Source organism: Hydrogenophaga sp. PAMC20947 (genome assembly GCF_004795855.1).
Classification (GTDB): domain Bacteria; phylum Pseudomonadota; class Gammaproteobacteria; order Burkholderiales; family Burkholderiaceae_C; genus Hydrogenophaga.
On record NZ_CP039252.1, the window covers coordinates 1,733,448 to 1,754,064 of the forward strand.

At 61.8% G+C, this 20,617-nt stretch carries 14 protein-coding genes; 8 read left to right on the forward strand and 6 right to left on the reverse strand.

What is annotated here, in order from left to right; genetic code table 11:
- Positions 1-181: 181 nt before the first annotated feature.
- The 3 genes from dxs to xseB are packed head-to-tail and all read right to left on the reverse strand — an operon-like array spanning position 182 to position 3,270.
- Positions 182-2,077, reverse strand: a complete 1,896-nt coding sequence (dxs, locus tag E5678_RS07725; RefSeq protein WP_136177978.1) for a 1-deoxy-D-xylulose-5-phosphate synthase — start codon at positions 2,075-2,077, stop codon at positions 182-184.
- Between the two features lie 42 nt (positions 2,078-2,119).
- Positions 2,120-3,007, reverse strand: coding sequence for a polyprenyl synthetase family protein (locus tag E5678_RS07730; RefSeq protein WP_136177979.1), 888 nt, complete (start codon positions 3,005-3,007; stop codon positions 2,120-2,122).
- Positions 3,004-3,270 (reverse strand): exodeoxyribonuclease VII small subunit, encoded by a 267-nt coding sequence (xseB, locus tag E5678_RS07735; protein ID WP_136180684.1) that lies wholly within the window; start codon positions 3,268-3,270, stop codon positions 3,004-3,006. Before xseB ends, E5678_RS07730 begins: the two co-directional genes overlap by 4 nt.
- 484 nt (positions 3,271-3,754) lie before the next feature.
- On the opposite strand from xseB, the gene E5678_RS07740 reads away from it, so the two are divergent.
- From E5678_RS07740 to E5678_RS07760, 5 genes are all read left to right on the forward strand, one after another.
- Complete coding sequence (locus E5678_RS07740) at positions 3,755-4,906, forward strand: aromatic ring-hydroxylating dioxygenase subunit alpha (protein ID WP_136177980.1); 1,152 nt, start codon at positions 3,755-3,757, stop codon at positions 4,904-4,906.
- 156 nt (positions 4,907-5,062) lie between these two features.
- Complete coding sequence (locus tag E5678_RS07745) at positions 5,063-5,953, forward strand: DMT family transporter (protein ID WP_136180685.1); 891 nt, start codon at positions 5,063-5,065, stop codon at positions 5,951-5,953.
- A gap of 233 nt (positions 5,954-6,186) precedes the next feature.
- A complete protein-coding gene (locus E5678_RS07750) occupies positions 6,187-7,059 on the forward strand; it encodes a sulfurtransferase (protein ID WP_136177981.1) in 873 nt (290 codons plus the stop codon).
- A 155-nt stretch (positions 7,060-7,214) separates the two neighbouring features.
- Positions 7,215-9,794, forward strand: coding sequence for a PAS domain-containing sensor histidine kinase (locus E5678_RS07755; protein WP_136177982.1), 2,580 nt, complete (start codon positions 7,215-7,217; stop codon positions 9,792-9,794).
- The gene (locus tag E5678_RS07760) at positions 9,794-12,376 is read left to right on the forward strand and encodes a PAS domain S-box protein (protein WP_136177983.1); all 2,583 of its coding nucleotides are present in this window, start codon (positions 9,794-9,796) and stop codon (positions 12,374-12,376) included. Before E5678_RS07755 ends, E5678_RS07760 begins: the two co-directional genes overlap by 1 nt.
- A gap of 32 nt (positions 12,377-12,408) precedes the next feature.
- Here E5678_RS07760 and E5678_RS07765 read toward each other — a convergent pair whose 3' ends face one another.
- Complete coding sequence (locus tag E5678_RS07765) at positions 12,409-13,224, reverse strand: ZIP family metal transporter (RefSeq protein ID WP_136180686.1); 816 nt, start codon at positions 13,222-13,224, stop codon at positions 12,409-12,411.
- 117 nt (positions 13,225-13,341) lie between these two features.
- Positions 13,342-14,253 (reverse strand): dienelactone hydrolase family protein, encoded by a 912-nt coding sequence (locus E5678_RS07770; RefSeq protein ID WP_136177984.1) that lies wholly within the window; start codon positions 14,251-14,253, stop codon positions 13,342-13,344.
- Between the two features lie 489 nt (positions 14,254-14,742).
- Between E5678_RS07770 and E5678_RS07775 the strand changes: the two genes are divergently transcribed.
- Entirely contained in the window at positions 14,743-16,308 is a 1,566-nt protein-coding gene (locus E5678_RS07775) for an alkaline phosphatase D family protein (protein ID WP_168708513.1), read from the forward strand.
- A 27-nt stretch (positions 16,309-16,335) separates the two neighbouring features.
- Here E5678_RS07775 and polA read toward each other — a convergent pair whose 3' ends face one another.
- A complete protein-coding gene (gene polA / locus E5678_RS07780; protein WP_136177986.1) occupies positions 16,336-19,149 on the reverse strand; it encodes a DNA polymerase I in 2,814 nt (937 codons plus the stop codon).
- A gap of 85 nt (positions 19,150-19,234) precedes the next feature.
- Between polA and E5678_RS07785 the strand changes: the two genes are divergently transcribed.
- Both E5678_RS07785 and E5678_RS07790 read left to right on the forward strand, forming a co-directional pair.
- Positions 19,235-19,594 (forward strand): hypothetical protein, encoded by a 360-nt coding sequence (locus tag E5678_RS07785; RefSeq protein WP_136177987.1) that lies wholly within the window; start codon positions 19,235-19,237, stop codon positions 19,592-19,594.
- 7 nt (positions 19,595-19,601) lie between these two features.
- The gene (locus tag E5678_RS07790) at positions 19,602-20,612 is read left to right on the forward strand and encodes a homoserine kinase (protein ID WP_136177988.1); all 1,011 of its coding nucleotides are present in this window, start codon (positions 19,602-19,604) and stop codon (positions 20,610-20,612) included.
- Positions 20,613-20,617: the final 5 nt, after the last annotated feature.

Sequence of the window (20,617 nt, forward strand, 5' to 3'; positions counted from 1 at the left end):
GGGCCATCAGATTGTAGAGGGCCAAAATTCAGACTCCGCGCGGGTTTTCCCTCGGGAACATGGCGACAGGCGTGCATTATTTGCTATGAAAGGCCACTATCCCCCTGCGGAATGACCCCCGCTCACAAGCCTGTTGAAAATTATTCAACAGGCGGTGCCTTGATCACCAGGCGTTTTGCGTTCAGCCCACCACTTTGAGCGGTACAGGACCCCGAACAAGCGACCCGAAACGGGCGCGGATCGATGCTTCGATACCCACCGCATCCAAGCCTTCGTTGGCCAGCAGCTTGGCATGATCGCCATGCTCAATGAACGTATCGGACAGGCCCAGGACCAATACCGGCAGATTGAAGCCTTCGGCCTGCAAGGCTTCCAGCACAGCGCTGCCCGCACCGCCCATGGTGCAACCCTCCTCCACCGTCACCAGCGCGCTGTGAGATTGGGCCAGCTCACGCAACACATCCAGATCCAGTGGTTTGACCCAGCGCATGTCGGCCACCGTGGTATTCAGGCGCTCTGCAGCCTGCAACGCCGGGTGCAACAAGCTTCCAAAGGCCAGAATCGCCACCTCGCTTCCGCGGCGACGGACCTGCGCTTTGCCAAACGGCAAACCTTCCAGGCCCGCAGGGACGGCAGCGCCAACCCCCGCACCCCGTGGATAGCGCACTGCGACCGGATGATTCTGGGCAAAGGCGGTTGACAACAGCTGACGGCACTCCGCTTCGTCGGACGGGCAGGCCACCGACATATTGGGGATGCAGCGCAGAAAGGCGATGTCGTAAGCGCCGGCATGGGTAGCGCCATCGGCGCCCACCAGCCCGGCCCGGTCCAGCGCAAACACCACGGGCAGGTTTTGCAAAGCGACGTCATGAATCAACTGATCGTAGGCCCGCTGCAAGAACGTGGAATAGATCGCGACCACAGGCTTCAGGCCCTCACAGGCCATGCCAGCGGCGAAGGTGACTGCGTGCTGCTCGGCAATACCGACATCAAAATACCGCGCCGGAAACTGGCGCTCGAAAGCCACCATGCCCGAGCCTTCACGCATCGCTGGCGTGATGCCAACGAGGCGGTCGTCGGCGGCGGCCATGTCACAAAGCCATTGACCGAACACTTGTGTGAAGGTGGTCTTGGCAGGCGTTGCGGGTTTGGTCAGCCCCACTGCAGGATCGAATTTTCCGGGCCCGTGATAGGCCACTGGATCGGCCTCAGCCAGCTTGTAGCCTTGGCCCTTTTTCGTCACCACATGGAGGAACTGCGGACCACTGTCGGTGTCCAGCAAGTGGCGAATGTTCTCCAGTGTGGGGATCAGGGAATCGAGGTCGTGGCCGTCAATGGGCCCGATGTAGTTGAATCCGAACTTCTCGAACAGTGTGGCGGGCACGACCATGCCTTTGGCATGCTCTTCAAGCCGTTTGGCCAGTTCGAACAGCGGCGGCGCGCCTTTGAGCACCTGCTTGCCCACATTCTTGGCTGCGGAATAAAACTGCCCACTCATGAGCTGGGCCAGGTAGCGGTTGAGCGCGCCCACAGGCGGCGAGATCGACATGTCGTTGTCGTTGAGTACCACCAGCAGCCGGCCATCGGCAATACCTGCATTGTTAAGGGCCTCGAAGGCCATGCCAGCGGTCATGGCGCCATCGCCGATGATGGCAACGGAACGGCGCCCATTGCCCTGGATTTTCGCCGCCAGGGCCATGCCCAGCGCAGCGGAAATACTTGTCGACGAATGCGCAGTGCCAAAGGTGTCGTATTCGCTTTCGTTTCGCCGGGGGAATCCGCTGATACCGCCAAATTGGCGCAGACTGCCCATGCCCTCACGGCGCCCGGTCAGGATTTTGTGTGGGTAAGTCTGGTGGCCCACATCCCACACCAGGCGATCTTCGGGTGTGTTGAACACGTAGTGCAGCGCCACGGTGAGCTCAACGGTTCCGAGATTGGAGCTGAGGTGGCCGCCGGTGCGCGAAACACTGTCCAGCACAAAGGCACGCAACTCGTCCGCCAGCGGGTGCAATTGCGCGCGCGAAAGGCGGCGCAAGTCGGCTGGCGAATGGATCGAAGTGAGGAGGGAACTCATGGCAGTCTCGTGTTGCGGCATTGGCATCGGCGTCCTGGTGGGTCAGCTGCTGCGCTGACCAACCCAGTTGGCCAAGCCGTGCAAATGATCGGTGTGGGTCAACGCCGTCAGCCTTAAAGCATCGTGCGCCCGGTCCAGCAATTGGTCGGCACAAGCCTGTGCACCGGTCAGACCCATCAAGGAAACAAAGGTGGGCTTGTCACTGGCAGCGTCTTTGCCTGCCGTCTTTCCCAGCGTTGCGGAGTCGGTGGTCACGTCCAGGATATCGTCAACCACCTGAAAGGCCAGCCCCAGCGCATCGCCATAGGCGACCAGGTGTTGCATCACCGCTGGCGACGTTTGGCCCGTGGCAGCGCCCATCACCACGCTGGCTTGCAACAACGCACCCGTCTTGAAGCGGTGCATGGTTTCCAGCGAAGGCTGGTCCAGGCGCGAGCCGACACTGGCCAGATCAATCGCCTGCCCCCCTGCCATCCCGGCGGCGCCGGCCGCGCGCGCCAGCAGCCGGCACAAACGGGACGCCAGAAGCGCATCGGTCCCCGGTTCATCCGGCACCAGCAACTCAAACGCCAGCGCCTGCAACGCATCACCCGCGAGCAACGCCTGTGCTTCACCAAACTGCACATGCACCGTCGGCTTGCCGCGGCGAAGCACGTCGTTGTCCATGCAGGGCATGTCGTCGTGGACCAATGAGTAAGCGTGTATCAACTCCACCGCACAAGCCGCGCGAAGCGACATGTCCGCATCTCCACTCACTGCTTCCGCAGCGGCCAGCACCAACAGGGGGCGCAGGCGCTTGCCGCCATCCAGCACGGCGTACCGCATGGCCTCGCCCAGGCGGGCGGGAGCGTCTGCCGAAACCCACTCGCCGAGCGCACGCTCAACACGGTTTTGCTGCTCTGTGCGCCAACTGGAAAAAACAGCGCTCATGCACCCTCCCAGGGCTTGAGTTCACCATTGTCAAGCTGCTGGATCTGCTGCTCGACCGCGGCCAGACGGGCGCGGCAAAATGACAAAAGCAAAGCGCCTCGCTGGTAATGGGTCAGCAATTGGTCCAAAGGCAGTTGCCCGGCATCGAGTTGACCCACCAACTGTTCCAGCTCGGCCAAAGCGGCCTCGTAGCTGGCGGGCGTGTCCGCAGCGGTTGAAGCGCGGCTGGTTCGGGTCGTTTTGGACGGGGTCGATGCGGTCATGCAGGCGTTGGAACGGATGAGGCTCAAGAAAGGGCTTCTTCCGAAGTCTATGGAGCAGGACGCGAGCATCTGCGGCATTCGCAGGCCAACGCCCCAAAACCACCCATTTTATCCGCGCGACACCCCAAACCAAAGCCGGTGCACCAACGCGCCCTTCAAACCCGGCTCAAAGACCCTGCACATCGACTTCCGACGTTCGCGTTGATCTGGATTGAAAACACAGATCCACCCCGGGCCAACCTCGATCTCTGCTTCAACGAACACCTCAACCCGTGCCGCTCCAGCCAAAAAACCGAGGCCTGCTACAGCATTTCCCCGATGCAGGACAAGGTCAAAAAGGGTACAATCGGCCCTCTTTTTTTCTCCACTGTCGGGTCTCGCTGATCCGGAGGGACGCACCACTCCACCCATCCCGCGCGAATTGATTTTTCGACCAGCGCTTACCCTGCCCCTTCATAGGGGGAGCCTTCAGGTCAGGACCCCCATGTCTGATTTAAGTCTTCAATTTCAGCAGGCCAGAAGCCCACTCCCGGTTTCCAGCTATTTTGACGACGCGCTGTTCCAGCGCGAAATGGAAACCATCTTCCAGCAAGGGCCCCGTTATGTGGGGCACCAGCTTGCTGTACCCCAGCCCGGTGATTACCACGCCTTGCCGCAAGAGGCTGGTGGCCGCGCGCTCGTGCACACGGGTCAGGGCATCGAACTCGTGTCCAACGTGTGCCGTCACCGCCAGGCCATCATGCTCAAGGGGCGTGGCAATCTGGGCGCGACCCAGCCTGGCAGCGCGGGGGGCAATATCGTGTGCCCGATCCACCGCTGGACCTACAGTGGAGGCCAAGGCACGGGCAGCAAAGCCGGCGGCTTGCTGGGGGCACCGCACTTTTCACACGATCCTTGTCTGGATCTCAACAACTACCCGCTGCGGGAGTGGAATGGTCTGCTGTTTGAAGACAACGGCCGCGACATCGCCACCGACCTGGCCAACATGGGCCCACGCAGCCAGTTGAATTTTGATGGCATGGTGCTTGACCATGTGGAGCTGCACCGCTGCAACTACAACTGGAAGACCTTCATCGAGGTCTACCTTGAGGATTACCACGTGGGCCCCTTTCACCCGGGCTTGGGCAACTTTGTCAGCTGCGAAGATCTGCGCTGGGAATTCAAGCCCGAGTATTCGGTTCAGACCGTGGGGGCCCAAAACCTTCAGGGCAAGGCGGGCAGCCCCACTTATGAGCGCTGGCACAAGGCGCTCATGGCCTTCCGCAACGGTGAAGCACCAGAGCACGGCGCCATCTGGCTGACCTACTACCCCCACATCATGGTGGAGTGGTACCCCCACGTGCTGACGGTCTCAACCCTGCACCCGGTCAGTCCGACCGAGACGCTGAACATGGTGGAGTTCTACTACCCCGAAGAAATTGCGGCCTTCGAGCGCGAGTTTGTCGAGGCCCAACGCGCGGCTTATATGGAAACCTGCATCGAAGACGACGAGATTGCCGAGCGCATGGACGCGGGCCGCAAAGCCTTGATGGCCCGCGGCGACAACGAAGCAGGCCCGTACCAAAGCCCCATGGAAGATGGCATGCGGCATTTCCACGAGTGGTACAGAGCCAAGTTCCCCCCTGCGCAACCCTAGAATCCCCCTGCGCCGCCTTGCGGCGTCACTCCCCCCCAAGGGGCAACGCTGGTCAACCGGCTGGCCGGATCGACGGCGTTCCGGGTTCCAGGCACGCGGTCCGGAACGGCCCCGGCTTTGCCCAACCCGCAATACTTCACGGAAGCCCTGACCAATATGCAAGCCTTGTGGATGGTGCTCGGCGCCTTTTTGTTCGCCACAATGGGTGTGTGCATCAAGTACGCATCCGACGATTTCAACAGTTTTGAGATTGTTTTCTACCGCGGGTTGGTGGGCGTGATCTTCCTGATCGGGCTGACCCGGGCCCGTGGCGTGTCGCTGAAAACCCAGGTACCCATGATGCACCTGTGGCGCAGCGTGGTGGGCGTCACCGCACTGTCCAGCTGGTTCTACTCCATTGGGCAACTGCCATTGGCCACAGCCATGACGCTGAACTACATGAGCAGCGTATGGATTGCCGCTTTTTTGCTGGGTGGAGCGGTGTTGCTTCAGAACCGGCAGACACCCATTCGCCAGCAAGCACCGCTGTTCATCGCCGTGATCAGTGGGTTCGTCGGTGTGGCCATGATGCTGCAACCCAGCTTCACCCAGAACCAGATGGGTGGAGCGCTGTTGGGCCTGATTTCCGGTATTTTTTCGGCGTTCGCCTACCTGCAGGTCGCCGCACTGTCGAAGGCCGGCGAGCCAGAGAGCCGCACCGTGTTCTATTTTTCATGCGGCGCAGTTTTGGTGGGGGCACTCGGCATGGGCGTGATGGGCGTGCACGTCTGGACCTGGCCCAGCGCGCTGTGGCTGTTTCCGATTGGCATGTTGGCGGTGCTCGGACAGCTGTGCATGACCCGCGCCTATGCCAGCGGCCACACCCTCGTCGTGGCCAACTTGCAGTACTCCGGCATCGTCTTTGCCGGCATTTACAGTCTGACCTTGTTTGGAGACCGTCTGCCCTTGATTGGCTGGGCTGGCATGGGGCTCATCATCGTCAGCGGCATCACAGCCACGGTGTTGCGTGAGCGCAGGGTGCCGAACGCCCCCGCCGAAGAGCACTGACGCCACGGGAACCGGGGCCCAGCGCCTCCGCCATGGGCGCCCTCGGCAAAGGCAAAGGGTCGAGCGGGCAATGATTTCATCACAGGCAAGACACCCTACCCCCCCGTTTAAATGAAACTCGTTTTCATCTGAAAGACCGGGTGTGAAGTGCATCGCCAACCTCTTGGTGCACATCGCACAACACCCATGTTTCCAGCCATTGGCACACGCGATGCGATGCCGCAGAATGCGCCATGCATTCCACATTGATCACAGCGGAAACCCTCCACGAAGCCATCAAACGAAGCGGCGTTGACCGACCCTTGGTCTTTGATTGCAGCTTCGATCTCGCCAACACCGAAGCGGGCGCAGCCCAGTACCACCAAGCGCACATCCCTGGCGCGGTCTACGCCCACCTCGATCGGCATTTGAGCAATAAAGCCCACCCCAATGGAGCAAGCGCTGGCCGACACCCGCTGCCTGAGCGCGAGGCGTTTGTAGCATGGCTGGCCAGCGTCGGTCTGGCGCAGGATCAGCAAGTGGTCGTGTACGACCGACAAGGCGCCCACTACTGCGGCAGGCTCTGGTGGATGCTCAAATGGTGTGGTCACGAAGCGGTCGCGGTTCTGGACGGCGGCTTTGGCGCCTGGCACGCAGCCGGGTATTCAGTTGAGTCTGGTGAGCCTTTGCCACCTGCAAGCTTTCCGGATCGCCCCTTTACAACCGGTCCATCACTGGCCACCACGGTGCAAGCCAGCAGCATGGCCAATCAGCTTGGCTCACCTTCACAGACTGTGATCGATGCCCGCGCCGCGCCCCGGTTTCGAGGCGAAGTGGAGCCTCTGGACCCTGTTGCCGGCCACATCCCTGGTGCCATCAATCGCCCTTTCACCGAGAATTTCTCGCCCGACGGCCGCTTCAAGCCGGCAGCGCAACTGCGCAGGGAATTTGACCGTTTGCTGGCCGGCAGAGACCCCGCCTGTGTGGTGCACCATTGCGGCAGCGGTGTGACCGCAACGCCCAACATCCTGGCCATGGAACTGGCCGGACTGGGGCGCGCAGCGCTGTTTCCCGGCAGTTGGAGCGAATGGAGCAACACACCGGGATTGCCGGTTGCGAGAAGTTGATTTATTGCACGTTGGATCCGATTTACCGGCCCCTTCCAGCGGTCAGGGCATCAAGATTTCGAAAAACCGTTCGATAAACAGATCGAGTTCCCCGTCTTACACCTCCACCCAACACCCATGACATCACCATCACCGTCAAAATTGCGGTGCCCCACATGAGCTTGTCCGGTCGACCATTGGCCAAAAACGACGGCGACCTTGCGTTTAGGACAGAAACCCTCCGAAAGCTGGCCATTTTCGTCGGGATCATTTCGGCTGCGCTCTCGATCATCATGTACCTGGATGCGCCCAGCAGCATGGATGTCTGGTCTGCCCTGCTGATTGCCGCCGTCAGTTTTCTGGTGGTGTTTCTGATCCACATCGGTCGCCCGCTCTACACAGCGCACATCCTGGGGTTTGGTGCGATGGGGGCGGCCATTTTCGGCATTTACAGCTTTGGCTCCGTTCGAAGTGTGGCCGCTTTCATTTTTGTCGCGGCTGTCGCGGGCTTTGGGAGCCTGCTGGGGTTTAGAGCCCTTTTGGTATCGATCGCAATCAGTGTGGTGTCGCTGGGCGTTCTGGCGTGGGCAGAACTGCAGGGATGGTTGCCGACGCCCAACATGCAAGTGGGCCTGAAGGTCTGGGCGACTCAAAGCACCTGCCTTCTGGTGGTGGCCGCTCTGGTGTATTTTTCGCGGCGGCGCTCTGATACGGCCTGGCAGCATCGGCTGGAGGAGCTGGAAACGCGCAAGGCGATCGAGCAGGAGCGCGACCGGGCCTTGGATCGTTCGGCCCGAATTTTCCGTTTCGCGCCGAGCCCCATGATTGCGCAGGCTGCCACCACGGGTGAAATCCTGGATGTCAATCCCGCCTTTGAAGCCTGCTATGGCTACACACGCGAACAGATTCTGGGGCGAACGGACGAATGCCTGTGGGCCCTGCCCGACCAGCGCGCGGCACATGTGCAAAAACTGCGTGAACAAACGCGTATTCATCGCGCAGCAGCCATTGGACTTCGCGCCGACGGAGAACGCTTTGAGGGGCGTATATCCAGCGAAATTGGCCTGGAGGACGAGGAACATTTGGTCATCACCACGGTGAGCGATGAAACCGATCAAAACGAGGTCTTGAAACGCCTCCTCAGATCTGAAGAGCGATTTTCCAAAGCCTTCAACTTCAGCCCCCTCCATCTGGTGATCACCCGGCTGCAAGACGACATCGTCATCGAAATGAACCGCAACGAGGGGATTGCCGGTGCGCCCAAGCGCTCCGATGCCAAAGGCCTCCCTGCGGCCGAGACCGGCCCCTGGTTCAAGCCTGAGGACCGCGAAGGTTTTGTTCAACGCCTGGCCTCCCTAGGGCACCTGCACGCACAGGAAGTGTCGATGACTCGCCCCGATGGCAGTACCTTGGACGCCAAAATCTGGGCCGAACAGATCGACATCGACGATGTCCCCTGCATGCTGTCCTGCATTGTTGACGTCAGCGAAGAAAAACGGCGGGAGGCGCAACTGCTCAATCTCGCGCACGGCATGGCCAGCCATACAGGGCACGCGTTTTTTGCCGAACTGGCGCAAACCATGGCCAAGACCATGGGGGCAGACATGGTCTCGGTGGGTGAGCTGAGCAACAGCTGCGATGTCAACACCTTGGCCGTCTGGCTGGACGGCGCACCCGCGCCCAACTTCACCTACAGCCTCGAAGGCACCCCGTGCAAACTGGCCTCAGGTCAGCACGACCTGTGCGTCTACCCTGACCAGGTCGATGCGCTTTTCCCCTCCGACCTTGCACTGGTAGAAGGAAAATTCAAGGCCTACGTAGGCCAGAGCTTGCGCGACCCATCGGGCAAGACCGTGGGGGTCCTGGTTGCGCTTTGGCATCAGCCGCTGGACAACCCTGTGGAAGCAACTGCGCTCATGGCCATTTGCGCGGGCCGGGCCAACGCCGAACTCCTGCGGCTTCAGCGCGACCGGGAAGTTCAAAATTTCAACGAAACGCTGGAACAGCGCGTTCATTCAAGAACGATCGAGCTGCACAAGCTCAACGCCGAGCTCGATTCGTTTGCCTATTCGATATCACACGATCTCAAGACGCCCCTGCGTGCCATTGACGGATTCACCCAGTTGCTGAGTGAGCGCCTGGACGGCCGGCTCGATGATGAAGAGCGCCACCTCATGGCGCGGGTGCTGGGCGCTACCCACCGAATGGCCACTTTGATGGCCGATTTGCTGGCCCTCACCCATGTGAGCCAGCAACAAATCAACCACGAACGCCTCAACCTGAGCATGATCGCCCAGGAAGAGCTCACGCGGTGCCTGGAAAAACACCCTCGCGCCAACTTGCGCACGCGCATTGAGCTGGGCCTTGTGGCGCATGCGGACGCGCGCCTGGCCCGCATCGTGCTCAAGAACTTGCTCGAAAATGCCGTCAAGTACACCCGTGACCAGGCCGCGCCGATGATTGAGGTCGGGCGAATCCCCCTTCCTTCAGGCGCAGACCATCAAGCGCCCGGTTTTTTTGTCCGGGACAATGGCGCAGGCTTCGAAACAGCGCATGCCGACAAGCTGTTCAAGCCCTTTCAGAGCCTGCACATGCCCAGCGCAGGATTCGAAGGATCCGGCATGGGTTTGGCGACTGTGCGGCGCATCATTGAACGCCACAACGGCTCTCTGCACGCCGAGGCTGTTGTGGGCCAAGGCGCCACGGTGTTTTTCAGCTTCGGGCCACCGCCTCTCTCTTCCGGGGCCGTTTCTTGATGAATGGTTCCAAAGCTGGTTTTACCGCAACGCCACATCCAGACCCGGACCCGTCGAAGTCGTTGGCCCCCTACCAACGCACTGCGGTCCGCACCCTTCTGCTCACGTTGAGCGTCTGCACGCCACTGGTTGCACTTGCCATCTACCGCCAGGAAGGATCTACCCCGTTGTGGTGGACCACCTCAGCGCTCTGCCTGCTTCTATGGACCGCCCATGTGCTGTTCCACCGCGGCCGCGAGATTTTGGCGGTCAATCTGATCGTGACGGCGATGATGGTGAGCTCCATCCTGGCCATCGTGATGCAAGGTTCAGTGCGCAGCGCGGCGGTGCTGGTGATGATTGCCACGGTCATCTGCGCCGGAACGTTGCTCAATGTCAGGCCCCTCATCGTGACTGCGGTGATCTGTATCACCTCACTGGCAGGTCTGAATGCGGCTGAAAACATGGGCTGGCTGCGCCGGAACAATCTGGACGTGGGACTGGCCGTCTGGATCACCCAGAGTGCCGTTCTGATCATCGCGCTGGTCTGCGTGTACTACGGACGCCGGCTGCTGACCGACGCGCTCGCCAACCAGCAGCAAGCACTGACCCAAGGACGACACATCGAGGCCCAGCTCAGGTCAAGTGAGGGCCGGTTCATTGCGCTTTTCCGCAACAACCCCGCTGCCACACTGGTGCAGCGCGCCACGACGCAGGAAGTACTGGAAGTGAACGAGGCCTTTGTGCGCATGTTCGACCTGAGCCCTGAGGATCTGACCAAGCACCAAACCCCAAGACTGTGGGCAAGCGCGTCGGACCAGGCCCGCTTTCAATCCCAACTTGAAACAGCGGGGCGGGTGGACAGCTTCCGTTCTTCGGCCCTGCGCCAGGACGGCTCCAGCTTTGAAACCCAGGTGTCGGCCGAACTGGTGATCCAGGGTGATGACAGGCTGGCCATCATCATCGTACAAGACATCAGTGAGCAGGAAAGCGCCCGCCACGCGCTGGAGAAGTCCGAGGAGCGGTTCTCCAAAGCCTTCAATTTCAACCCGTTGGGCATGACAATCACGCGCCTGTCGGATGGCCGGTTCATCGAGGCCAACCCCGCCAATGAACATGTGCTCGGCTACAAACCCAAAGACTTCATCGGAACCCATGCAGCCAGCGCCCCGATCTGGCTCAGCGAGGCGAGTCAGAAGCACTACATCGCCACGCTGGTCGCCGAAGGTCGGTTGAATGCCTATGAGACCCGCATGCGCAACCAAAAAGGACTCGCCACAGACGTGAGGCTCTGGGCAGAAATGATCGAGATCGAGGGAGAAGCCTCGGTACTCACCTTCACCATGAGCGTGACCGAAGAAAAGCGGCGCGAGGCTTTGCTACTCGATCTGGCCACCGGCGTTTCTGGCGAGACAGGGCTGCCATTCTTCCGCTCACTGGTTCGCCACATGGCTCAGGCTCTTGGCGCGGACCTGGTGATCGTGGGCGAAATTCACACGCCTGGCACGGTACAAGCCCTGGCCGCATACCTCGATGGCGGCCCGGTGCCGAACATCGAATACCAGACCGAAGGCACACCCTGCGGGCATGCTGTAGGGCATGTTGGTGACTGCTTTTACGCCGACCGCCTGGACGAGCGTTTTCCCACCGACCGGCTTCCCATTGGCGCAGGCTGCAAAACCTACCTGGGTGTGGCCCTGTTCGACGCGGATGGATCGCCGATCGGCATTCTCAAGGCCCTGTGGTCCTCCCATAGGGCCAACACGAAAGAATTGCAGGCGCTGATGCGCATTTTCTCAAGCCGCTGCAACGCCGAGCTGATCCGTTTGCGGCGCGATCGCGAAATACAGAAGCTGCGTGAAACCCTGGAGCTGAGGGTCGCGGAGCGCACCGCTCAGCTGGAATACCTCAACCGCGAACTGGACAGTTTTTCATACACCGTGTCCCACGACCTGAAGTCACCCCTGCGCTCCATCGACGGCTTCATGCATGTGCTGCAAGATCAGATGGCGGACCGTATCCGAGCCGAAGACCAGGACGTCATCGGCCGCGTCAAAGGGGCCGCAGCCCGCATGGGCCATCTGATCAACGACCTGTTGGCACTGGCCCGCGTCAGCCAGAACGCGCTGGGCCGCCACAAGGTCAACCTGAGCCACATGGCACTCGACGTGCTCACCATTGAACAACAAAGGGATCCCGGGCGAGAGGTGGACATCCACATCGAACCCGACCTCGTGGCCTGTTGCGACCCTCACCTGTGCCGGATCGTCCTGGAAAACCTGCTGGGGAACGCCTGGAAATACAGCCGTCATCAAGCGAGCCCGCGGATCGAGATCGGACGGCAGGGACAGCATGGGCAATCAAGCGCCGAACAACCTGTCTTTTATGTGCGCGACAACGGCGCGGGCTTTGATATGGCCCGTGCAGACCGCCTCTTCAAACCCTTCAACCGGCTGCATTCGGCCAACGAGTTTGAAGGGTCGGGCATCGGTCTCGCGACCGTTCGCCGCATCATCGAGCGCCACGGCGGCATGGTGGCGGGCGAAGGCCTGGTTGGCCAGGGATCAACGTTCCGGTTCGGCTTCGGAAGCAGCGTCGACTAAGGTGACCGCCGTCACACACCGGGGCGCGCTCGTCACTGCCCGTGTGCGAGCCCACTGATGAGCGTGACCAGCGCAATACCCGCCAGCAGCCAGCTCACCTGCGCCACAGTCTCACGCAGGCTCAAGCGCTTTTGCAGCTGTGGAATCAGGTCGGCCAGGGCGACGTACACAAAACTGCTCGATGCGGCGACCAGGAAATAGGGAATGAAGCTCTCCAGCGAAGAGAGCAGAAAGTAACCCGCAAGGCCACCCAGCGCGGTCACAGTGCCAGCGAGCGACACCTTGATCAGCGCTGCACGCTGGGTCCCCGAGGTTTGCCGCAACACAATAAGATCGCCAATGTGGTGAGGGACCTCATGGGCCAGCACCGCGAGTGAGGTGACGATGCCCAGGCGCATGTCCGCCAGAAAAGCGGAAGCGATCAGCACACCGTCGCCAAAGGCGTGCACACTGTCACCCGCCAGCACCGCCCATCCCCCACTCTTGCCACCGTGATCGTGGTGATGCGCATGGTGCGCGTGCCCCACCGCCTGGTCCGTTGCACCACCGGCTTGCGGCAGCGGTGGTTGGCTGTGCTCATGACCGTGGTGCCACAACTCTGCCTTGTCGAGCAGAAAAAAGAACACCAGCCCGCCCAGCAGCATGGCGAACAGCTCGTGTGCGCTCGCCTGGCTCTCGAAGGCCTCGGGCAACAAATGCAGGAAAGCGGTTGCCATCAAGGCGCCCGCCGCCAGGCTCAGCATGTGTTGGGTGAAGCGCCCCAGCATGGCCAGGCTCAGGGCGGCGGCGAGCCACACGCTGCCGACACCGGCCGCGATGGTACCGATCAGTATGGCGATCAAGGTCAGGTCAAACAAAAAAACTCCCAGAAATCCCGATAGGTACCCGGCATTCTCGCCCACCCGGGCCCACCCATAAAAATGGGCCGCTCGCGCGGCCCTGAGGTATTGGGCGAAGCTGCAGGTTCAACCCAGGCCATTCGCTTTGAACCAGGCCGCGGTGCGTTTCCAGCCGTCTTCCGCTGCCTCTTTGCGGTAGCTGGGCCGGTAATCGGCGTGGAAAGCATGGGGAGCCTCGGGATACACCACAAAGGTCGACGCTTTGGAAGCGGCATTGCCTGCGGCCAGAGCAGCTTTCATCTTATCGATCGTGTCAAGGGGAATGCCGGTATCGGCACCACCGTACAAGCCCAACACAGGTCCGTTCAGTTGGCCGGCGATATCCACGGGGTGTTTCGGGTTGAGATCGGACACCTGCCCCACCAGCCGGCCGTACCAGGCCACGCCCGCTTTCACAGCCGGATTGTGCGCGGCGTAGAGCCACACCTGGCGTCCGCCCCAGCAAAACCCGGTGACACCCAGTTTGCTGATGTCACCCCCGTTGGCCGCCGCCCATTTCACGGTGGCGTCCAGATCGCCCATCACCTGGGCATCGGGCACCTTGGCGATCACTTCAGAGATGAGTTTGGCCATTTCGCCGTAACCCTGAGCATCGCCCTGGCGGACGAAAAGCTCCGGCGCTATCGCCATATACCCGGCTTGCGCAAAGCGCCGGGCCACGTCGGCGATGTGTTCGTGGACGCCAAAAATTTCGGACAACACCAGCACAACGGGCAAACCGGTTTTGCCCGCCGGTGCGGCCCGGTAGGCCGGCATCTTGAAGCCGTTCACATCAATCATCACTTCGCCAACGGTCAAGCCGTCGGCTGATGTCTTGATGGCGGTCTGGGCCATGATGGGCAAAGCCGCCGCCGCGTACCCCACGCCCAGCGCCGCCTTGAGCGCTGTGCGCCGCGAGGGGCTTGTGCCGCCTGCCAGGCCCGCGCCGAGCAAGGCCTCGCCATCAACAATGTGGTCCAAGTGGTCAAGGGATTGCATGAACAGACTCCAATCAAGTCAAACGGTTGGGCAAGGCAGACCCAGCGCCGACACGGGTTGCCGACCCACGGGAAACTCGGCACCAGTGTAGCCACAAGCCCCGCGCCCGTCCGCCCGCCCCTGCAACCTCGATGCCTCTGATGGGGTATTGCACAGACCCATCTCACTGCCCACAATGTGTTGAGCGCCTGCGCGCATCTAGGGATGGTGTTCAAAACTCCCGCGATGCGCGTTCGGGTCCAAAAAGGGATGGCTGGCGTGCCGGCTTGGCGTGTCGTGTGCCACTGGGCACACGCAAGCCAACAGGTGCGTCAGACGCCCGTTTTGGACCGAACCCTTGTGGGCCGTGGTTTTGCGGGCGATGCACTTCGTTGCGAATTCCAAGGCAAGCCGTCCAGGCTTGCCTTGGAATTCGTGCCTCGCGCCTCTTCCGGCAAAAGCCACGCCGCGCACTGCGCGAGTTTTGAACACCATCCCCAGGAGGACACCATGGCAATGCTCGGCCCCATCTTGCAGTTTCTCGGCAATCAGCATGACACGTGGGGCGTCAGTCTCCTCCTCATCGCCGCGCCTGGCGAGCCCAAGCCCACCGTGCAATGCAGCCCACCGGCTCAGGCCACCGCCCCCACCGACAGCCCCGTGCCCGGTCTGCCTGGCAGCACCGCTTGGCGCGTCGATATCGCGGTACCGCAAAGCAGCGCGGCCATCGCCATCGACTACCAATGCAACGGCCAGGCCCACCGCTTCCAAGTGCCACCCAAAGGCAGCGCGCCCAGTCTGGGCTACGTGTCGTGCAACGGGTTTTCCGACTTGCGCGTCAAAAAGAGCCTCAAAGAGCCCCAGGCGCTCTGGCTGCGCCTGGCTCGGCTCCACCAGCAAATCGACCGCGTCGACAGCACCACCTACGGTCCCCTCCACCTCCTCCTCATGGGCGGAGATCAGATTTACAGCGATGACATGTGGACCGCCCTGCCCGAACTGCTCGACTGGACCGAACTGCCCTGGACACAACGCATCCGTGCCCCCTTCACCGCCACCCTCCAAGCCGCCCTGCAAACCCACTACGCCCAGCTCTACATCGATCACTGGGGCCTGCCCGAGCAGGCGGCCATGCTCGCCAGCGTGCCCGCGGTCATGATGTGGGACGACCACGACATCATCGACGGCTGGGGCTCACACCCCACCGACCTCCACGAAAGCCCCGTCTTCCAGGGCATCTACGCCGCCGCCAGTGCAGCCTTCGAGCTCTTCCAGCGGCAAATGATCCACGGCACCCGGCCACCAGCCACCCTACCGGCCCAAGACCACCACAACAGCGGCTACCGCTTTGGAACCACCGGGCTGCTCGTGCTCGACATGCGCAGCGAACGCAGCCCTCGCCACGGCGACACCAGCGCCACCGGCGGCCAGCTCTTCGCCGAACAGGTCATGAGCGAAACCAGCTGGCGCGCCGTGTACCGATGGCTCGACGAGCAAGCGTCCGAAACAGGCGACATGAAACACCTTTACGTGATGAGCAGCATCCCCGTGGTGCACCCCAGCTTTGAGCTGCTGGAGAAAATGCTCGGCGTCTTTCCCGGCCAGCAAGAGCTCGAAGACGACCTGCGCGACCACTGGACCAGCCCCCCCCACAAAGCCGAGCGCCTGCGCCTGATCCACCGCCTGCTCAAAGCCAGCGAAACCGGCACCCGCGTCACCATCCTTTCAGGCGACGTGCACGTGGCCGCTGTGGGGGTGATCGAGTCCGACCGCTCCGACGCCAAAGACAACGCCCGCATCGTCAACCAACTCACCTCCAGCGGCGTGGTTCACCCGCCGCCGCTGGGCGTGGCGCTGTTTTTCCTGGAACAAGCCTGCAAACAAGTGGAAACCATCGACCGCGGCATCACCGGCGCCATGTACGAATTTCCCACCACCAGCCACCGCATGATTGGCTGCCGCAACATGATGACCATCCAACCCGACGCACCCGGCAAAGGCGACCGGATCTGGGTCAACTGGTGGGCCGAGGGCGAACCCCACCCCTACACCAAGGTGATCCACCCGGTGACCTGACGGCAGGCCCAGACACCAACCAGGCGCTCAATGCGCCTGATCCCAATTGGCCCCGACACCCACCTCGGCCAACAACGGCACTTTGAGATCGGCCACGCCAGCCATCAGGCGTGGCACCTCGGATTTGACCCAGTCCACTTCCGCTTCGGGTACTTCAAACACCAGTTCGTCGTGCACCTGCATGATCATCTTGGTGGTGCGCTGCTGCTCGTCCAACGCTTTTTGCACCGCGACCATGCTCAGTTTGATCAGGTCGGCCGCTGTGCCCTGCATGGGCGCATTGATGGCTGCGCGCTCCAGGCCGGCGAGCGTGGCGCCTTTGGCGTTCTGGATGCCCGCGAGTTGCAGGCGGCGGCCAAACACCGTTTCGACATAGCCTCGCTCTTTGGCCATGGCGCGGGTTTCGTCCATGTACTGCTTCACGCCAGCAAAGCGCTCGAAATACCGCTGGATGTAGTTTTTGGCGGCGGAGTTGTCGATGCCCAAGGATTTGGCCAAACCATAGGCGCCCATGCCGTAGATGAGGCCAAAGTTGATCACCTTGGCCGAACGGCGCTGGTCGGCGCTCACTTGGGCCAGCGCTACCCCAAACACCTCCGCCGCCGTAGCGCGGTGCACATCCTCGCCGGCGGTGAAGGCGCGCAGCAGGGCCTCGTCGCCGCTGATGTGGGCCATGATGCGCAATTCGATCTGCGAATAGTCGGCGCTGACGATCAGGCTGCCGGCGGGCGCCACAAAGGCCTCGCGCACTCGCCGGCCTTCGGGCGTTCGGATGGGGATGTTCTGCAAATTGGGGTCGTTGCTCGAGAGGCGCCCCGTCACCGCCACCGCCTGCGCGTAATGCGTGTGCACCCGGCCCGTGCGGGGCAGCGCCAGCTGGGCCAACTTGTCGGTGTACGTGCCTTTGAGCTTGGACAGGCCACGGTGCTCCAGCAGTTTGGCCGGCAAAGGATAGTCTTCGGCGAGTTTTTCCAGCACCTCTTCGTCGGTGCTGCGCGCGCCTGTGGCGGTTTTCTTGATCACGGGCATGCCCAGCTTGTCAAAGAAAATTTCGCCCAGCTGCTTGGGTGAACCGAGGTTGAACGGCTGCCCTGCGATCTCGTAGGCTTCCTGCTCCAGCGCGTGGATGCGCTGCCCGATTTCATGGCTTTGCTTGGCCAGGGTCGGCGCGTCGATCAAGACACCATTGCGCTCGATGCGGTAGAGCGTCTCGCTGCTGGCGATTTCAAGATCGTAGATAAACCGGAGCTTGTCGTCGGCTTCCAGCTGAGGCCACAAGACCAGGTGAACGTCCAGCGTCTGATCGCTGTCTTCGCAGGAATATTCCGCCGCCTTGCCCACTTCCACTTGCGCAAACGGAATCTGGTGCGCGCCTTTGCCACACAAATCCTGGTAGCTGATGCCGCTGCGCCCCAAATGGCGCTCGGCCAAGCTGGCCAGGCCATGGGGTTTGTGCACTTCCAGCACGTAGCTTTGCAGCATGGTGTCGTGCGCATAGCCCTGGACCTCAATGCCATGGTTGGCAAACACATGCCTGTCGTACTTGATGTGCTGGCCGAGTTTGTGTTTTGACGGGTTCTCCAGCCAGGGCTTGAGCTTGGCCAATACCTCGTCCAAGGGCAGCTGCTCGGGTGCATCCGGCCCGGCATGGGCCAAGGGAATGTAGGCTGCAGCACCCGGTTTCACGCTGAATGAAACACCCACAATTTGCGCCACCATTTCATCCAGCGAGGTGGTTTCGGTGTCCACCGCCACCAGCTCAGCGGATTCAATGCGCTGCATCCAGACATCAAACGCCTCCCAGGTGAGCACGGTTTCGTAGGCCTCATTGACCGGGGCCGGCTCTGCGGGGTTCGCTTCGTCAAACAATCCAGGCCCAGCCGGGGCACTGGCACCTTTGGCCTTGGCCTTGGCCTTGGCGGCAGGCGCGGCAGGCGCCGATGTGCCGCCCTGGCTCTTGGCCAAGCCCTTGAATCCATAGGTCTCGTAGAAGCCAACCAAGGCGTCTGATTGAGGCTCACCCATGCGGATGGCCTCAAGCGAAGGCATGTCGGGCACCCAACCACCCAGATCACAGTCGGTCTTGATCGTGAGCAGGCGCCGCCCGGTAGGCAACCAGTCGAGCGCCTGGCGCAAATTTTCTCCCACCGCACCCTTGATATTGGCCGCGTTGTCCACGATAGCTTGCAGCGAGCCGTATTCGAGCAGCCACTTCACGGCCGTTTTGGGCCCGACCTTGTGCACGCCGGGCACATTGTCCACGGTATCACCGACCAGAATCTGGTAATCAACCATCAAGCTGGCCGGGACGCCAAACTCGGCTTCTACGCCCGCCAGGTCGCGCCTTTTACCGCTCATCGTGTCGATGATGGTGATGTGCTCGTTCACCAGCTGCGCCAGATCCTTGTCGCCACTCGAGACGATCACCTCGATGCCTTGCTGCGCGGCGGCCACGGCTAGCGTACCAATGACATCGTCGGCTTCTACGCCCGGCACATCCAGCACGGGCCAGCCCATGAAGCGAACCACCTCGTGGATGGGTGCGATCTGTGAGCGCAGATCGTCTGGCATGGGGCTGCGCTGCTCTTTGTAAGCGGGATAGATTTCGTCGCGGAAGGTGGGGCCTTTGGCGTCGAACACGCAGGCTGCGTAGGCGCTGGGGTATTCCTTGAGCAGCTTTTGCATCATGTTGATCATGATGCGGATTGCGCCGGTCTTCTGGACCGTGCCATCGGGCAGGGTGATGCTCAGGCTTTCGCCCCCGGCAAAGAATGCCCGGTACAAATAGCTGGAGCCATCGACCAGCAACAAGGTGGGTTTGGAGGTTTTTTCATCGGACATGGCTGGATTGTGGGGGAAACTCGAATTGGCGCCCACCCGACGCCAGCCTGCCTACAATGGAGCACCTGCCAATCAAAGGCCCTCTATGTCTATCCTGTCACACACCCTCCCCCATGCCCGCTCACTGGGCCTGGCTCTTGCTTTGGTTGCCGCGCCCTGCGCATGGGCCCAAACCGCCAACGCAGCGGCCCCCGCCGAAGCAGCGCCAACCGAAAGCGCCCCTGTGGTCAAGAGTGAGCGCATTGAGCGCATCACCCACGAAGACGAGCTCTCGCGCATCGACGAATTGCGGGTCGGCGGCCAGACCCGCAGCATTGAGGTACAACCCAAAAATGGGGCACCTAGCTACGAAATCACGCCTGCTCCGGGTGGTGCCGACCTCTCGGACAACTCCTCCAAGGCCGGATCCACGGGCAAGAGCCGCTGGCGCATCTTCAACTTCTGATCGCTCCATGGCCGTTTACACCGAGGTCCCCTTTGCCGACGCCACCGCCCTGCTCCACACACTCGACCTCGGCGATCTGACCGATCTGCGAGGGATCGAAGGCGGCATAGAAAACACCAACTACTTCGTCACCAGCGAAAAAGACGGCACGACCCACGAACACGTGCTCACGGTCTTCGAGCGCCTGAGTTTCGAGCAGCTGCCCTACTACCTGCACCTGATGAAGCACCTGGCCAGCAAGGGCATCCCGGTGCCGGAGCCGGCCACAGACGCTCAGGGCGAGGTCTTGCACCGTCTACAGGGCAAGCCCGCTGCCGTGGTCGACAAACTGGTGGGTAAAAGTGTGCTCGCACCCACTGAGCGCCACTGTGAATCGGTCGGCGACATGCTGGCCCGCATGCACCTGGCCGGCCGTGACTACCCACGCAGCCAACCCAATTTGCGCAGCCTGGCCTGGTGGAATGAAACTGCCCCGGTGGTCTTGCCCCACCTGGAAGCCGCCCAGTCGGCCCTGTTGCGCAGCGAGCTGGCTTACCAGAACCATGTAGCGGCGCAGCCCGCCTACACCGCGCTGCCACGCGGCCCGATCCACGCCGACCTGTTTCGCGACAACGCGATGTTCGACGGCGACCAGCTCACCGGGTTCTTCGATTTTTACTTTGCGGGCAACGACTGCTTTCTGTTCGATCTTGCCGTGTGCCTGAACGACTGGTGTGTGCAGCACGGGGACTCCGAGGTGGATGGGCAACACGATCCTGCCCGGGCACAGGCCATGTTGCAGGCCTACCAGCGCAAACGACCGCTCAGCACGGCAGAGCGACAGCTGCTGCCCGCCATGTTGCGCGCAGCGGCCTTGCGTTTCTGGCTCTCCCGCCTGTGGGACTGGTACCTGCCGCGCGACGCCACCATGCTCCAGCCCCACGACCCCACGCATTTTGAGCGTGTGCTGCTGCAGCGTGTCCACCACTCCATCCACCTGGCGGGCGCCATGCTCGACGAGCTGGCCGAAACCGCCTGAGAGCC

What these genes read in the sequence shown, in the direction of transcription:
- E5678_RS07745 (WP_136180685.1), top strand. Translation starts at nt 5,063, where the DNA reads ATGCAAGCCTTGTGGATGGTGCTCGGCGCCTTTTTGTTCGCCACAATG.
- dxs (WP_136177978.1), bottom strand. Translation starts at nt 2,077, where the DNA reads ATGAGTTCCCTCCTCACTTCGATCCATTCGCCAGCCGACTTGCGCCGC.
- xseB (WP_136180684.1), bottom strand. Translation starts at nt 3,270, where the DNA reads ATGACCGCATCGACCCCGTCCAAAACGACCCGAACCAGCCGCGCTTCA.
- E5678_RS07755 (WP_136177982.1), top strand. Translation starts at nt 7,215, where the DNA reads ATGAGCTTGTCCGGTCGACCATTGGCCAAAAACGACGGCGACCTTGCG.
- E5678_RS07785 (WP_136177987.1), top strand. Translation starts at nt 19,235, where the DNA reads ATGTCTATCCTGTCACACACCCTCCCCCATGCCCGCTCACTGGGCCTG.
- E5678_RS07775 (WP_168708513.1), top strand. Translation starts at nt 14,743, where the DNA reads ATGGCAATGCTCGGCCCCATCTTGCAGTTTCTCGGCAATCAGCATGAC.
- polA (WP_136177986.1), bottom strand. Translation starts at nt 19,149, where the DNA reads ATGTCCGATGAAAAAACCTCCAAACCCACCTTGTTGCTGGTCGATGGC.
- E5678_RS07730 (WP_136177979.1), bottom strand. Translation starts at nt 3,007, where the DNA reads ATGAGCGCTGTTTTTTCCAGTTGGCGCACAGAGCAGCAAAACCGTGTT.
- E5678_RS07750 (WP_136177981.1), top strand. Translation starts at nt 6,187, where the DNA reads ATGCATTCCACATTGATCACAGCGGAAACCCTCCACGAAGCCATCAAA.
- E5678_RS07770 (WP_136177984.1), bottom strand. Translation starts at nt 14,253, where the DNA reads ATGCAATCCCTTGACCACTTGGACCACATTGTTGATGGCGAGGCCTTG.
- E5678_RS07740 (WP_136177980.1), top strand. Translation starts at nt 3,755, where the DNA reads ATGTCTGATTTAAGTCTTCAATTTCAGCAGGCCAGAAGCCCACTCCCG.
- E5678_RS07760 (WP_136177983.1), top strand. Translation starts at nt 9,794, where the DNA reads ATGAATGGTTCCAAAGCTGGTTTTACCGCAACGCCACATCCAGACCCG.
- E5678_RS07790 (WP_136177988.1), top strand. Translation starts at nt 19,602, where the DNA reads ATGGCCGTTTACACCGAGGTCCCCTTTGCCGACGCCACCGCCCTGCTC.